This is a genomic window from Dactylosporangium maewongense, assembly GCF_039531485.1.
In the GTDB taxonomy this organism is placed as follows: domain Bacteria; phylum Actinomycetota; class Actinomycetes; order Mycobacteriales; family Micromonosporaceae; genus Dactylosporangium; species Dactylosporangium maewongense.
Map to the genome: position 1 here is coordinate 26597 of NZ_BAAAQD010000015.1, position 15179 is coordinate 41775.

Annotated in this window: 11 protein-coding genes; 9 read left to right on the forward strand and 2 right to left on the reverse strand. The window is 74.6% G+C overall.

The genetic code is table 11. The features are described from left to right. The first annotated feature begins 2 nt into the window (after positions 1–2). The 7 genes from ABD332_RS33590 to ABD332_RS33620 all read left to right on the forward strand — a co-directional run bounded on the left by ABD332_RS33590 (position 3) and on the right by ABD332_RS33620 (position 7537). On the forward strand, positions 3–245 hold the full coding sequence (locus tag ABD332_RS33590) for a V-type ATP synthase subunit F (RefSeq protein WP_344506372.1): 243 nt from the start codon (positions 3–5) through the stop codon (positions 243–245). Then, positions 242–742 carry a hypothetical protein gene (locus ABD332_RS33595; protein ID WP_344506373.1) on the forward strand — a complete coding sequence of 167 codons (501 nt, stop codon included), beginning with the start codon at positions 242–244 and terminating at the stop codon, positions 740–742. The genes ABD332_RS33590 and ABD332_RS33595 overlap by 4 nt, the downstream gene beginning before the upstream one ends. Beyond that, positions 739–2496 (forward strand): V-type ATP synthase subunit A, encoded by a 1758-nt coding sequence (locus ABD332_RS33600; RefSeq protein WP_344506374.1) that lies wholly within the window; start codon positions 739–741, stop codon positions 2494–2496. Before ABD332_RS33595 ends, ABD332_RS33600 begins: the two co-directional genes overlap by 4 nt. Then, complete coding sequence (locus tag ABD332_RS33605; RefSeq protein WP_344506375.1) at positions 2493–3878, forward strand: V-type ATP synthase subunit B; 1386 nt, start codon at positions 2493–2495, stop codon at positions 3876–3878. Before ABD332_RS33600 ends, ABD332_RS33605 begins: the two co-directional genes overlap by 4 nt. After that, positions 3875–4528, forward strand: coding sequence for a V-type ATP synthase subunit D (locus ABD332_RS33610; RefSeq protein ID WP_344506376.1), 654 nt, complete (start codon positions 3875–3877; stop codon positions 4526–4528). The genes ABD332_RS33605 and ABD332_RS33610 overlap by 4 nt, the downstream gene beginning before the upstream one ends. A 178-nt stretch (positions 4529–4706) precedes the next feature. Next, positions 4707–4895, forward strand: coding sequence for a hypothetical protein (locus ABD332_RS33615; RefSeq protein WP_344506377.1), 189 nt, complete (start codon positions 4707–4709; stop codon positions 4893–4895). After that, positions 4892–7537: a bifunctional acetate--CoA ligase family protein/GNAT family N-acetyltransferase gene (locus ABD332_RS33620; protein ID WP_344506378.1), complete on the forward strand. Its 2646-nt coding sequence runs from the start codon at positions 4892–4894 to the stop codon at positions 7535–7537. Before ABD332_RS33615 ends, ABD332_RS33620 begins: the two co-directional genes overlap by 4 nt. Positions 7538–7818: 281 nt before the next feature. Here ABD332_RS33620 and ABD332_RS33625 read toward each other — a convergent pair whose 3' ends face one another. Beyond that, entirely contained in the window at positions 7819–9537 is a 1719-nt protein-coding gene (locus ABD332_RS33625) for a universal stress protein (RefSeq protein WP_344506379.1), read from the reverse strand. Between the two features lie 234 nt (positions 9538–9771). Here ABD332_RS33625 and ABD332_RS33630 point away from each other — a divergent pair, with 234 nt between their 5' ends. Continuing rightward, positions 9772–10398 carry a phosphate signaling complex PhoU family protein gene (locus ABD332_RS33630; protein WP_344506380.1) on the forward strand — a complete coding sequence of 209 codons (627 nt, stop codon included), beginning with the start codon at positions 9772–9774 and terminating at the stop codon, positions 10396–10398. Here the strand turns inward: ABD332_RS33630 and ABD332_RS33635 are convergent. Beyond that, positions 10378–11430 (reverse strand): NAD-binding protein, encoded by a 1053-nt coding sequence (locus ABD332_RS33635; protein ID WP_344506381.1) that lies wholly within the window; start codon positions 11428–11430, stop codon positions 10378–10380. The two genes, ABD332_RS33630 and ABD332_RS33635, sit on opposite strands and share 21 nt — an antisense overlap. 92 nt (positions 11431–11522) lie before the next feature. On the opposite strand from ABD332_RS33635, the gene ABD332_RS33640 reads away from it, so the two are divergent. After that, positions 11523–15164: a hydantoinase B/oxoprolinase family protein gene (locus tag ABD332_RS33640; protein ID WP_344506382.1), complete on the forward strand. Its 3642-nt coding sequence runs from the start codon at positions 11523–11525 to the stop codon at positions 15162–15164. Positions 15165–15179: the final 15 nt, after the last annotated feature.

Below are 15179 nucleotides of genomic sequence, written 5' to 3' on the forward strand. Positions count from 1 at the left end.
GCATGGACGCGACGGCTCGCGTCGCGGCGATCGGCGAGACCCGCCTGGTCCGTGGCTACGGCCTGGCCGGGGTCACGGTAGTCGCCGCCGAGGACGAACGGGCGGCCCAGGCCGCATGGCGGGAGCTCGACCACCGGGTCGGCATCGTCATCGTCACCCCGTCCGCGGCCCGGGCCGTGGCCGCGGCCGGCGGGCCGGGTGGCCGCCTGCTCGCCGTGCTGCCGGACCCGGACGGTGCCGCATGAGCACGCCGGTCCGTAAGAGCCTCGAGCCGGTCCGTTCGGCCCTGCTGCACCGCGCGCAGACGGACGCCGCCGCCGTCCGTGCCGAGACCGCACGGTCCTGCACCCGGCTGCTGGCCGACGCCGGCGCCGAGGCCGAACGACTCCTGGAGATGGCGCGCGGCACCGGCCGCGCCGACGCCGCACGCCTCGCCAAGGCCGAGGAGGCGCACACCCGCCGTGCCGCCCACGCGCTCGTGCTCGCGGCGCAGCGGGACGTCTACGAGGAACTGTGCCGTCGCGTGGCCGAGGCGCTGCGGGCGGCACTCGACGACAGACGGCTCGGCCCCGCGCTCGCCGCCCGGGCCGCCGCCGCCCTCGGTCCGGGCGCGACGGTCGCACCGGCGACCGGTGGCGGCTTCACGGCCCGCCTCGGTGACCGGTGCGTGGACTGCTCCGTCGCGTCGCTCACCGCGCATGCCGTCGAGTCGGCCGAAGCGGTAGCGGAGCTGTGGCGATGACCGCACGGGGCAGCGACTCCACGCAGGCCGCCCGGATCACGCGGGTCAGCGGGCCGCTGGTGCAGGTGGACGGCGCGGACGCCGCCATGCACGACGTGCTCGAGCTCGGCCCGTGCCGCTCGCCCGGTGAGGTGGTCGCCGTCCGGGGCCCGGCCGTCACCGTGCAGGCGTACGAGTACACCGGCGGCCTCCGCCCGGGAGACGCCGCCGTCCCGCTCGGCCGTCCACTGGCGGCGCCGCTCGGGCCGTGGCTGCTCGGTGGGCTGTTCGACGGCCTGCTGCGCCCCCTCGCCGGCGGCCCGGTCTGGCTCACCGCGGGGTCACTCGCCGCCCCGCCGGCGCAGGGCACCGCCCGGCGTTTCACACCGCGGGTGGCGGAGCGCGACACGGCCGGACCGGGCGGGATCCTCGGCGTCGTCGCTACCGGCGGCCCGATCGAGTTCCGGGTGCTCGTCCCGCCGCACGTGTCCGGCACCGTCCAGCAGGTCGCCGCACCCGGCGAGTACGGACCCGACGACGTCCTCGTCACCGTCGGGACGGCACCGGTGACGATGACCACGTCGTGGCCCGTACGCACCCCGCGCCCGTACACGGCCCGCCGCGCCGCGGACGCACCGCTGCTCACCGGGCAGCGCGTGGTCGACGCGTTCTTCCCGATCGCCAAGGGCGGCACGGCGGCGGTGCCGGGCGGCTTCGGCACCGGCAAGACCCTCCTGCTGCAGCAGATCGCCAAGTGGTGCGACGCCCACGTCATCGTCTACGTCGGATGCGGCGAGCGCGGCAACGAGATGGCCGACGTCGTCGGCGAACTGTCCACACTGGAGGACCCCCGGACCGGGGGCCGCCTGCTCGACCGGACCGTCGTGATCGCCAACACGTCGAACATGCCGATGATGGCCCGGGAGGCCAGCATCTACACCGGCGTCACCGTCGCCGAGTTCTACCGCGACATGGGCTACGACGCGGTGGTCATCGCCGACTCCACATCGCGCTGGGCGGAGGCGCTGCGCGAGTTCGCGTCCCGCAGCGGAACACCACCGGCCGAGGAAGGCTACCCCGCCGACCTCGCCTCGGCGCTGGCCGCCTTCTACGAACGGGCCGGCGCCGTGCGGACGCTCGGCGGCGGCTCCGGCTCGGTCACGATCGTCGGCGCGGTGTCCCCGCCCGGCGGCGACATGACCGAGCCGGTCGTCGCGAACACCGAGCGGTTCGTCCGCTGCCGGTGGACCCTCGACCGGGATCTCGCGTACGCCCGCCACTACCCCGCGGTGTCCTGGTCGGCGTCGTTCTCCCGCGACACCGGCCTGGTCGGCGCCGACTACGCCCGTCGCGGGGATCCGGGCTGGGACGCCCGGCGGGCGTGGGCGCTGGACGTGCTCGCCGACGCCGACCGCATCGCCGCGCTCGCCGACCTCGTCGGCACGGGCGGGCTGCCGGCGCACGAGCGGATGACGCTGCTCGCCGGCCGGCTCCTGCGCGACGGCGTCCTGCGACAGAACGCCCTCGTCGCGACCGATGCCCACTGCACGGCGGTGAAGTCGGCGGCGCTGCTCGACGCCGTCCTCACCGTCTGCGACCGCTGTCACGCGCTCGTCGACGCCGGCACCGCACCGGCCTCCATCGAGGCGATCGACTTCGGCCCGCTGGCCCGTGCCCGCGAGACGCTCGGTCCCGCCGACGCCGGTGGCGTCGCCCGGCTGCGCGACGCGGTCCTGGCCCAGCTCAACGCGACGGCCCCGGGGACGACGGCATGACCGCGTGGCCCGTGGTCGAGTACGGCGACATCCGAGAGCTGCGCGGCCCCCTGGTCGTCGTCGGCGGCGTCTCCGGAGCCGGCTACGACGATGTCGTCACCGTCCGCCTGCCCGGCGGCGCCCACCGGCACGGCGTCGTGCTCGAGGTGGACCGCGACACGGCAGTCGTCCAGGTGCTCGAGGGAACGGCGGGCATGGGCCGCCACGGCAGCACGGTCGCGTTCGCCGGCGCACCGATGCGCATCGCTGTCGGCGACCGTTGGCTGGGGCGCACCTGCAACGGCCGCGGCGCGCCGATCGACGGCGGCCCGCCCGTCACCGGTGAGCGCAGCGCGGCGGTCGCCGGGGCACCGCTCAACCCGACGTGGCGCGAACCGCCGGCCGAGCCGGTCATCACGGGCGTCTCCGCGGTCGACGCGCTGACCACCCTGGTGCGCGGCCAGAAGCTCCCGGTGTTCAGCGTCGCGGGCCTGCCGCACCTCGAACTGGCCGTCCAGATCGCCGCGCAGTCCCATGTCGGCGGCGCACCGTTCAGCGTCGTCTTCGCGGGCATGGGCCTCACCCACGCCGACGCCGCGTACGTCCGGGACGCCCTGGACGAGCGGGCCACCGCCGGTGAGCTGGTGCTGCTGCTGAACACGGCCGACGATCCGGTGATCGAGCGGATCCTCACGCCGCGGCTGGCACTGACAGTGGCCGAGGATCTCGCGTTCACCGGCGGCCGGGACGTCCTGGTCGTGATGACCGACATGACCAGCTATGCCGAGGCGCTGCGGGAGGTGTCGTCGGCCCGTGGCGAGCTTCCCGCCCGGCGGGCCTATCCGGGGTACCTCTACACCGACCTCGCCTCGCTCTACGAACGGTGCGGCCGGATCCGGCACCGGCCCGGCTCGGTGACGATCCTGCCGGTGCTGACCATGCCGGCCGGGGACATCACGCATCCGGTGCCGGACCTCACGGGGTACATCACCGAGGGGCAGATCGTGCTCTCCGCCGAACTGCACGGCCGGGGCGTGTATCCGCCGGCCGACCCGCTGTCGTCGCTCTCCCGGCTCATGCGCCACGGGGCCGGCCCGGGCCGCACCCGGGACGATCACCTTCCGCTCGCGGCGCAGGTGCTCGCCGCCTTGTCGCGCGCCCGGCAGACCCGCGAGCTGGCCGACCTGATCGGGGCGGCGGCGCTCGGCGATGTCGACCGCCAGTACCTCGGCTTCGCCGACGTCGTCGAACAGCGACTGATCGACCAGCGGCCGGACGAGGCCCGGACCCTGGACGACACGCTCGACCGGGCCTGGCAGGCGGTGCGGACCCTGCCGGATCGGGAGCTCGTCATGCTGCCCGAGGCGATCCGCGCGGCCCACCCCACCGGGGCGGCCGGATGATCGCCCTTCGCCACGTGCCGGTGGGCCGTTCGGGCCTGCTGTGGCTGCGTCACCGCCTCGAGGTCACCCGGCACGGCAGCAGCGTCCTGCGGCGCAAGCTCACCCTGCTCGCCGCCGAGCACGACCGCCTCCGGCGGCGCCATGCCGAGACGGCCAGGGACTGGACGGCGGCCGACGCGGCGGCCCGCGGCCGGCTCGAACGTGCCGTGCTGCTCGACGGCCTGGAGGCGATCGACGCGGCGGCCGAGATGCCGCCGGCCGAGGTTTGCGTGCCGTGGACCGCGGTGATGGGCGTCCGCTGCCCGGGAGAGCCGTCGGTGCTGATCCCGCCGCGCCCCGCGCAGCTGCCGGCGCCGGGAGGGGCCGCGCTCTCGCAGGCCGAGGCGGCGTACCGCGCTGCGGCGCTCGCCGCGGTGAGGCACGCGGCCGCCGACGCGGCGCTCGCCGCCGTCGAGAGCGAGATGGCCGCCACCCGGCGGCGGGTACGGGCCCTGGACCGCCACTGGATCCCGGCCTTGGAGGCCGCGCTCGCCGCCCGGACCCTGCAGCTGGCGGAGCTGGAGGCGGCCGACCTCACCCGCCGGCGCAGCGGCCCTCTTCCGGCGGCGCTGGAGCCCGGCGCGCTGGAGCCCGGCCGCGGGACACCATGACGACCGCGGACTCCGCGCTCCACTTCAGCGACCGCCACACCCGGACGCGACCGATCCGCCCGCCGAGCCGTCACCCGCCCCCTGCCGTTCGCCCCGGTCTTGGGCAAGAATGACGTGTACGGGCAGGGCGCATTCCTCCGAACGCCGCGGACAGCGGCATCACGGGCTGGAGGCAACCATGACCTACCGGATGGCGCTCAACGGGTCCGGCCGGGACGTTGTCCGCTGCCCCGTCGTGCGCGACCCGCTCGGCGCGCCACACAGCGCCGCCGCGGTCGACGACCTGTTCGACCCGGCGGCGACGGCCGATCTGCTGAAGTTCGGCTCCACGTCCGGCCGGCCGCCCGCCGCCCGGAGCCCGCGATGAGCGCCGTCGACTGCCTGACCACGGACGGCCGGATCGTCCGGCTCCGCACGATCCGGCCGCAGGACGCGCCGGCCCTGCTCGCCCTGCACCAGCGGCTCTCCCCGGCGAGCCGGTACCTGCGGTTCTTCAGCGCGGGCACGGCACTGGACGGCGAGGTCCGCAGGCTCACCCGCCCGTCGGGGCCGGACCACGTACACCTGCTCGTCGAGGAGCGCGACAGCGTCCTCGCCGCCGGCTCCTACGAACGCATCGACGCGGCACGGGCCGACTTCGCGCTCGTGGTCGACGACGACCACCACGGCGAGGGTCTCGGCACGCTGCTGCTGGAGCATCTGGCCGCCGCCGCGCGACGGGCGGGCATCACCGAACTGGTCGGCGACGTGCTGCCGCACAACGCCGCCATGCTGCAGGTGGGCGGGGACCTCGCGCCGGGTGTCGCCCGGCGGCTCGAGGCCGACGCCGGGACGCTCCAGATCCGGGTGCCGACGCTGCCGGACGAGGCGGCGCTGGCCGCCGTCGGACTGCGGGACCGCACCGCGGCGCACCACTCGTTGCGGCCCCTGCTGACCCCGGCCTCGGTGGCCGTCATCGGTGCCGGACGGCGCCCCGGGGGGATCGGCCGCGAGGTGCTCGCGGCACTGCGGGCCGGCGGCTACACCGGAGCCCTCCACGTGGTCGACCCGAACGCCGCCGAGGTATGCGGGATCGCCGCCCGTCCCAGCATGGCGGCGATCGGCGACGCCGTGGACCTCGCCGTCATCGCCGTTCCCGCGGCGGCGGTCCCCGAGGTGGTGCGCCAGTGCGGCGCCGCGGGCGTGCGCGCCGCGGTCATCCTGACCGCCGGCATCGAACCGGCGACCCAGGCGGCCCTCGTCCGCCAGGCACGCCGGCACGGCATGCGGATCCTCGGCCCCAACTGCCTCGGCGTGGTGAACACCGACCCCGCCGTGCGGCTGACCGCCACGTTTGCCCCGGCACCGCCCGTCCCTGGCGGCCTGGCGGTGGCGTCACAGTCCGGCGCGATCGGCGTGGCCATCCTCGACGCGGCCGCCGGCTGCGGCATCGGCATCTCCAGCTTCGTGTCACTCGGCAACAAGGCCGACATCAGCAGCAACGACCTGCTCAGCTACTGGGCCGACGATCCGGCGACCCGCGCAGTCGCCCTGTACGTCGAGTCCTTCGGCAACCCGCGCCGGTTCGCCTGGATCGCCCGGGCCCTGGCCAGCCGCAAGCCGGTGCTGGCCGTCAAGAGCGGCCGCTCGGAAGGCGGCAGGCGGGCGGGTGCCTCGCACACCGCCGCCGTCGCGGCGCCGGAGACGGCGGTGGCGGCGCTGTTCGAACAGGCCGGCGTCATTCGCACCGACACGCTCGGCGAACTGCTGGACACCGCACGGGTGCTGGCCGACCAGCCGCTGCCCACCGGCAACCGCCTCGCCGTGGTGGGCAACGCGGGCGGGCTGAACGTGCTGGCGGCCGACGCCGCCCCGGCCGCGGGCCTCATCGTGCCCACGCTGACGCTGCCCGACCGCACGCCGGCCGCCGTGAACCCCATCGACCTCGGCGCCGAAGCCACCGCCGAGACCGTGCGCGAGGCGATCCGGGTGGTCGCCCGGTCCGGCGAGGTGGACCTGCTGGTCGTCACGTTCGTCTCCACGAGGACCAACGACACCCCCGCCACGATCGCGGCCATCGCCGCCGCTGCCGACGACTGCCCGCACCTGCCGGTCGCCGTCGTCGTGGTCGGCGCGCCCGGCGTGCCGAGCACCCTCGGGGTCCGCAAGGTGCCGGTGTTCGACCTGCCGGAGCCGGCGGTGCTGGCGATGGGCCGCGCCGCGCGGTACGCGGCCTGGCGCCGCGAGCCGGTCGGGAACCGCCCTGCCCTGCACGACGTCGACCACGGCGCGGCCCGTGGCATCGTGCGGCGGGCACTGGCGACCGGCGGTGGCTGGCAGCCCGCCGACGTGGCCAGATCGCTGCTGACCTGCTACCGCGTGCCGGTGGTGGAGACCCGCATCGCCACGGACGCCGACGAGGCGCTGCGCGACGCCGAGGTGATCTCCTATCCGGTGGCGCTGAAGGCCGCCGCACCGGATCTCGTGCACAAGAGCGACATCGGCGCCGTGCGGCTCGGTCTCGCCGACGAGGCCGCGGTCCGTGCGGCGTACCGGGCGATCGGCGTTGCCATCGGCACCGAGCGGCCCGCCGTGACCGTCCAGCCGATGGCCGATCCGGGCGTGGAGATGGTGGCCGGCGTGGTCCACGACCCGCTGTTCGGCTCCCTGCTCATGCTCGGCCTCGGCGGCGTGTACACGGACCTGCTCGGCGACCGGACGCTCCGGCTGCTGCCGCTCACCGACCGCGACGCCGCGGCGATGCGGGGCGGGCTGCGCGCCGCGCCGCTGCTGACCGGCTACCGCGGCGCAGCACCCGCGGACACCTCGGCGCTGGAGGATCTGCTGCTGCGCCTCGGCCGCCTCGCCGAGGACTTCCCCGAGATCGCGGAGCTCGACCTGAACCCGGTCCTCGTCGGCCCGCGCGGCTGCACCGCGGTCGACGTGAAGCTGCGCCTGGCGCCGGTCGGCGCCGAGCCCGACCCGTACCTTCGGCACCTTGCCACGACGCACGGCCGGCACTCGAGCTGACATCGTCAGAGCACCACCGGATCCCGGGGCCCGCGTACCGGCACCGCTGCACGACCAGGCCATGCGCGCCAAGAGACCTACGAGGCGTTTTTCCTTCGCCAGCATTGCCTGGATCAGGTCGTGGGGATCGCGGTCGACCTCTCGGTCGTTCAGCCTCTCAGCTCAACTGTCACCCAGTTGGGCTCTCCCGCACGTCTCGTAGGCCTACCGCCCAAGCTACGTCGAGGGCGTGACCGCGTGGGGTGAGTCATCGGGGCATCGCGACAGCAGGGTGGGCCCGGTCATCCGGGGGATCCGACGATGGCCACCACACCCGGGGGCCGGTCGGCGAATGCCCGGCTGACCGAGCCGAGCCGCAGCGGCGCCGGCAGGCGGTGTCCGCGGCGGCCGAGGACGAGCAGCACAGCGCCGTCGGCGGCGCGGCGCAGGCCCTCGACGGGTGGGCCGAGGAAGACCGCGCGTTTGAGCGGCACCTGGGGGAACCGGGCGGCGACCGGTTCGACCGCGGCGGCCAGGAGCTCGGTCGATTCCGGCTCGGTGGCGAAGTGTGTTTCCAGGGTCGTCTCGTCGAACCAGAAGTCTCCCGCCGCCCGGGCACTGACATGGACCGCGGCGAGCGGCACGCGGTGCAGGTGGGCGTACCGGTAGCCGAACCTGATGGCGGCGTGCGACTCGGCCGAGCCGTCGACACCGACGACGACGTGCCCGGCGAACGGCCCTTGACGGTGCGGCGGCGCCGGAGCGGGCACGAGCACCACGGGCACGGGCGCGTGGGCGGCGACGCGGGCGGCGGTCGACAGGTGTCCCAGACGGGCCGGCACGGCCGCGCCGAGCACGAGAAGGTCGGCGCGGTCGGCCAGGTCCAGCAAGGCGTCGACGGCACCGCCGTCGGCCACTTCGAAGTCGACGTGCCCGCCGAGGCGGTCGCGGACGGCGTGCAGGTGCCGGGCCAGAACGGGATCGACGCGCTCCAGTGCCGACTCGTCGGGTCTGGGGTCGCGGATCTGGTGCGATGGATCGGTGTGACGGATGGTGACGTCGGCGGCGCCGGCGTCGGCCTCATCACAGGCCCAGGACAAGGCGGTCCAGCCGGGTTCGGTGCCGTCGACGCCCACGCCGATCCGCCGGTACGGCCGGTCCGCCGCCGTCTCGGTCGTGGCCCCCGCGGCGCGGGCGATGAGCACCGGGCCTGCGGCGTGGTGCAGGACCTGCCCGCTGACCGAGCCCAGCCGCGATCCCGTGAGCCCGCCACGTCCCCGGACGCCGACCACCACCATCACGGCGTGCTCGGACGCGCGGGTCAGCACCTCGGCCGCGGCGCCCGGGAGAAGCCGGAGATCGATCCGCACCTCGGGATACTTCGCCTGCCAGGGCTCGACCTCGGCGGCCAGTGCGTGACCCGCGGCCGCCTCGGCCGAGGCCGAGCCGGAGTCCGGCCCCTGCCAGGCTCGGACGACGGCCAGCGGGAGATGGCGGGCGGCCGCCTCTTCGAAGGCCAGTTCGAGCGCCAACACGGAGCCGGAGGAGCCGTCGACACCGACGACGACCGGGCCGTCCTGCGGCAGCGAGGGCAGCGAGGTCTCGGGGCCGGCCCACCGCTCGGCGTGGTGGACGACCAGCACCGGGCACGCGGCATGCGAGCTCAGGTGCATACCGACGGAACCGAGCAGCAGTCCGGCGAATCCGCCGAGCCCGCGGCTGCCGATCACGACCAGCCGCGCGCGGTGGGACTGTTCGCACAGCACGTCGGACGGCTCGCCGGCGGCGACGACGGTCTCGACCTCGACCGTCGGTTCCCATCCGCGCACGAGCGCGGCCGCGTCGCCGGCGGGAGCAGACTCCTGCTCGTAGAGACCGAAGGGGACCGGGATGCCCAGCGCGTGCACCACCGTCAGCGGACACCCGTGCCGGGCCGCTTCGTCCGCGGCCCAGCGCACCGCGCCACGGCTCGCCGCCGACCCGTCGACGCCGACCACGATCGGTGCGATGTCTCCCGGCATGGCTCCTCGCTCACCAGATCCGGTATGCCAAGGACTCGTGTTGCCCACACGACCGCGTTCATGACCACCCGATGGGGTGATCGTCCACCGTATGCCCGGTCGGACCGGGTGAGGCATCGGCGGGGCCGCGGGTGATTGGCGCGCGGCGTCCGGGGTAGTCGGCCGTGCACGACGCCACGCGCCCCGGGCGGCGCAACACGATCCGGTGTCGCGACCATCCAGCGGGAGCCCAGCGTGTGGAATCCTCAGGAAACGAGCGGGCTCGGCGGTCACCTGGCCGCGGTGATCGAGCGCTCGCGGGTCGCGGTGGAGCACGTCACCGAAGCGCTGTCGGACTCCGGCCCCTCCGCCGCGGACGCGCTGCAGAGTGCCGAGAAGGCGTTGTACGCGCTGCGCCGGGCCGTCGACGACCAGGCGTTGGCGATCGAGGAGACCAGGGACGCGGCGCCGGCCGGCGCCGTGCGGGCGATCCTCGCCGCCGCGCAGGTGAACGCCGACGCGGAGTGCGTCGCAGGGCTGGCGAAGCGGCTGGCCGAGATCGCCGGGTCGCGGCCGTCGCGGCCGGCGATGCCGGCCGAGGTGCGGGCCGTCGTCAGCCGCATGGGCCGGGTCTGCGCCGACCTGATGGCCACGGCGGGCGGCACCGGGGCGACGCCGGCCGGCACGGAGGCGCGGATCGAGGCGGCCGGTGCCGAGGTGGGCCGGCTGCGGCGACGGCTCGACCACCTGCTGCTGCACGAGCCGGCTCCGGTCGACGTGGACGCCGCGCTGGACGCCGCATTGGCCTGCCGGTACTACACGCACTGCGCCGAACTCGCGGGTTCCATGGCGCGGCACGCATCAGGGCAGGCCCGCCAGTGAGATCCCGTCCAGGATCCGCCGCCACACCGCGTCGTTGAGGATGTCCCGATGGTGCGCCACCACCAGCTCGGCCTGGACGGGATCGGCGAGGTCGATCGACAGCCGACCGTCGTGGACGAGATGCGTGAGCAGGACCGCGATGCCCGTCGCATAGGCATTCGACGCGCCGGTGGGTGTCCTGGACGCCAGGTTGTCGTCGCCGACGACCGTGACACCGGGATCCACCACCCGTGCGGCGCCGGGCTCCGCGAGCTCGACAACGCGGCCGAACCCGTCGGTCGTGGTGTCGAGCACGACGGATCCCGGCCGCATGGTCCGCAGGTCTCGCGCGGACACGAGCACCGGCGGCCGCCGGCCCGGAATCTCGGCCGTGGCGATGACGATGTCGCTGTCCCGGACGCCCGCCGTGATGTCCGCGCACGAGCGTCGACGGGCCTCGCAGACGTGGACCTCCGCGCCCAACCGGCGCACGGTGACAGCGGCTTCGTAACCCGCGGGTCCACGGCCGATGACGAGGACCCGCGCGGGCCGGACCGCGCCGCCGCGAGCGGGTCCGGAGAGGCCGCGGCCGAAGACGTCAGCGGCGGTCAGCGCCGCCTGGTAGCCGGCGACCCGCTCCTGCGCACCGAGGAAGTCCATCGGCCCCGCATGGCCGGGAGTGGGCGGCATCAGGTCGGCGGCGATGATGGTGAGACCCTGCTCGGCCCACCGGCGGACCAGATCCGGCACGCACAGCGGTCGCAGGAGACAGATGAGCGCCTGCCCGGCACGGAACCGGTGGGTCGCGGCGACGTTCGGTGGCCGGACACCGATGAGGATGTCGGCCGTGTCGAACACCTCGGCGCGGGGCACCGGCGTCGCCCCGGCCCGGGCGTAGTCGGCATCGGGAAACCAGGCCGCACACCCGGCGCCGGTTTCGACGACGACCACGAGCCCGAGGTCGAGAATGGAACGGACGGCCGCAGGCACGACCGCCACGCGCCGCTCGCCGGGCGCGGTCTCGCTGTAGACGCCGACCGTCTGGTGTGCCACCGGGAATTCGCCTCCCCGCAGACTCCGCCAACGGTATCCCGTCCGCGCCCCCGCGGCGACGCGTCACCGGCACCGGAAGAGGAGGGCCCGCGATGGTAGGCCGACGGTGGCAGTTCTGGATCGACCGGGGCGGCACGTTCACCGACATCGTCGCCAGGAGGCCGGACGACGGCCGGCTGGTGACACGCAAGCTGCTGTCGAACAACCCGGCACGCTACGCCGACGCGGCGGTCGCCGGAATCCGGGCGCTGCTCGGTGTCCCCGACGCGGTGCCGATACCGGTGGACCGGATCGAGGCGGTGCGGATGGGGACCACGGTCGCCACGAACGCGCTGCTGGAGCGCAGGGGCGAACGCACCGCGCTGGTCATCACCGGGGGCTTCGGCGACGCGCTGCGCATCGGCTACCAGAACCGGCCACGCATCTTCGACCGGCGGATCGTGCCACCGGACGTGCTGTACGAGCGCGTGATCGAGGTGGACGAACGGATGTCGGCCGACGGCACCGTGCTGCGCTCACCGGACCTCGACCGGCTGGCCGACGACCTGCGGCGGGCGCACGACAGCGGCATCCACGCTGTCGCGGTGGTCTGCCTGCACAGCCACCTGTACCCGGCCCACGAACGGGACATCGGGAGGCTGGCGGAGCGGGTCGGCTTCGACCAGGTCTCGTGCTCCAGCGAGGTGAGCCCGTTGATGAAGCTGGTGCCGCGCGGCGACACCACCGTCGTCGACGCGTACCTGTCGCCGGTGCTGCGCCGGTACGTCGAAGCTGTGGCGGAGCAGCTGAGCGGCGTACGGCTGATGTTCATGCAGTCCAACGGGGGCCTGGCCGAGGCGGGGCACTTCCGCGGCAAGGACGCGATCCTGTCCGGTCCGGCCGGTGGCATCGTCGGCATGGCGCGCATGTCGCAGCTGGCCGGCTTCGACAAGGTGATCGGCTTCGACATGGGCGGCACCTCCACGGACGTGTCGCACTACGCCGGCCAGTACGAGCGGGTCTTCCACACCCAGATCGCGGGGGTACGGCTGCGCGCCCCCATGATCGACATTCACACCGTCGCGGCGGGAGGCGGGTCGGTCCTGCACTTCGACGGCGCCCGCTACCGCGTCGGGCCGGACTCCGCGGGTGCCGACCCCGGGCCGGCCTGCTACCGCAACGGCGGGCCGCTCACCATCACCGACGCCAACGTGATGCTCGGCCGGATCCAGCCCTCGACGTTTCCCCAGGTCTTCGGGCCCGACGGTGACCAGCCGCTGGATGCCGGCGTGGTGCGACGCGGGTTCGCCGAGCTGAGCGCGGCCATCGCCGGGCGCACCGGCGACGAGCGCACGCCGGAGCAGGTCGCGGAGGGGTACCGGCAGATCGCGGTCGCGAACATGGCCAACGCGGTGAAACGGATCTCGGTGCAGCAGGGCCGTGACGTCACCGGATACGTGCTCACGACGTTCGGCGGTGCCGGCGGGCAACACGCGTGCTCGGTGGCCGACTCGCTGGGGATCGGCGCCGTGCTCGTGCCGCCGATGGCGGGTGTGCTGTCCGCGCTCGGCATCGGTCTCGCCGACACCACCGCGATGCGCGAACAGTCGGTGGAGCGCCGCCTGGAGCCCGCGGCGATGCGGCAGCTGACCGGCGTCGCGGACACGCTGGAGGCGGCGGCCCGCTCGCAGCTGCTGGACGAGGACGTGCCGGCCCGGCGGATCCGGGTGCACCGGCGCGCGCACCTGCGCTTCGAGGGCACCGACACCGCGCTGCCGGTCGAGCTCACCGACCTGGACACGATGGTGACGTCGTTCCGGACGGCATACCGGCGCATGTACGCGTACCTCATGGACCGGCCGCTGATCGTCGAGGCGGTCTCGGTCGAGGCCGTCGGGCTGACCGAGCCCCCGGACCTCTCCCGGCCGGACGATCCCGCCGGCACGCCCGGACGCGCCGCCGCACGGCCGCTCGGCACGACCCGCCTGTACACCGGCGGAGCATGGCGGGAGGTGCCGCTGTACGAGCGGGAACGCCTGCGCCCCGGCGACACCGTCGGCGGTCCGGCCATCGTGGCCGAGGCGGACGCGACCACGGTGGTCGACGGCGGCTGGCGGGCGGCGGTGACGAAGTTCGGCCACCTGCTGCTGGAACGGATGCGGCCGAGCGACCCGGCCTCCGAGGCGACCACCCAGGTCGACCCGGTGCTGCTGGAGATCTTCAACAACCTCTTCATGTCGATCGCCGAGCAGATGGGCGCCCGGCTGGAGTCGACCGCGCAGTCGGTGAACATCCGGGAGCGGCTGGACTTCTCGTGCGCGCTGTTCGACCCGGACGGCAGTCTCATCGCCAACGCGCCGCACATCCCCGTGCACCTCGGCTCGATGAGCGCCAGCATCAAGGAGGTCATCCGTCGCCGCCGCGCCGGCATGCGGCCCGGCGACGTGTACGCGATCAACGACCCGTACCACGGCGGCACCCATCTGCCCGACATCACCGTCGTCACCCCGGTCTTCGGCGCCCAGGTCTTCGGCACTCAGGTCTTCGGCGCCGACCGGTCCGGGGTGCTGTTCTACGTGGCCTCCCGGGGCCACCACGCGGAGATCGGCGGACTCACGCCCGGCTCCATGCCCGCGAACAGCCGCGACGTCCACGAGGAGGGCGTGCTCTTCGACACCTGGCCGCTCGTCGAGGACGGCCGGTTCCGCGAAGAGGAGACGCTCCGGCTGCTCACGGAGGCGCCGTACCCGTCCCGGAACCCGGCGACCAACCTCGCCGACCTGCGCGCCCAGGTCGCCGCGAACGCCAAGGGTGTCGAAGAGGTCGGACGGATGATCGGCCACTTCGGCCTCGACGTGGTGCAGGCGTACATGCGGCACGTCCAGGACAACGCCGAGGAGGCGGTACGGCGCGTCATCGACGCCCTCAGCGACGGCGGGTACCGCTACGAGATGGACTCGGGGGCGGCGATCGCGGTCCGGATCACGGTGGACCGCGCCGGCCGCGCCGCGACGATCGACTTCAGCGGCACGTCACCACAGCTGGCGACGAACTTCAACGCGCCCTCGTCGGTCGTCACCGCGGCGGTACTGTACGTCTTCCGGACGCTGGTGACCGACGAGATCCCGCTCAACGACGGCTGCCTGCGCCCGCTGCGCATCGTGGTGCCGGCCGGTTCGATGCTCGCGCCCGTGCACCCCGCGGCCGTGGTCGCCGGAAACGTGGAGACGTCGCAGGCGATCGTCGGCGCGCTCTACGCCGCGCTCGGCGTCCAGGCCGAAGGGTCCGGGACGATGAACAACGTCAGCTTCGGCAACGAGCGGCACCAGTACTACGAGACCGTCGCCTCCGGCTCAGGCGCCGGCGACGGGTTCGACGGGGCCTCCGTGGTGCAGACCCACATGACGAACTCCCGGCTGACCGACCCCGAAGTCCTCGAATGGCGCTTCCCGGTGCTCCTGGACGAGTTCGCCGTCCGGCACGGCAGCGGCGGCGGCGGCCGGTGGCGGGGCGGCGACGGCGCGGTGCGCCGCATCCGGTTCCGCGAGCCGATGACCGTCAGCACGCTGTCGGGCCACCGGCGCGTGCCGCCGTACGGCCTGGCCGGCGGCTCACCCGGCGCGCTCGGCACCAACCGGGTGGAACGCGCCGACGGCAGTGTCGTCCACCTCGCCGGCTGCGGCTCCGTCGACGTCCAGCCGGGCGACGTCCTGGTCGTCGAGACACCCGGCGGCGGCGGATACGGCACCCCATGAGCTTCGACCGCCTGC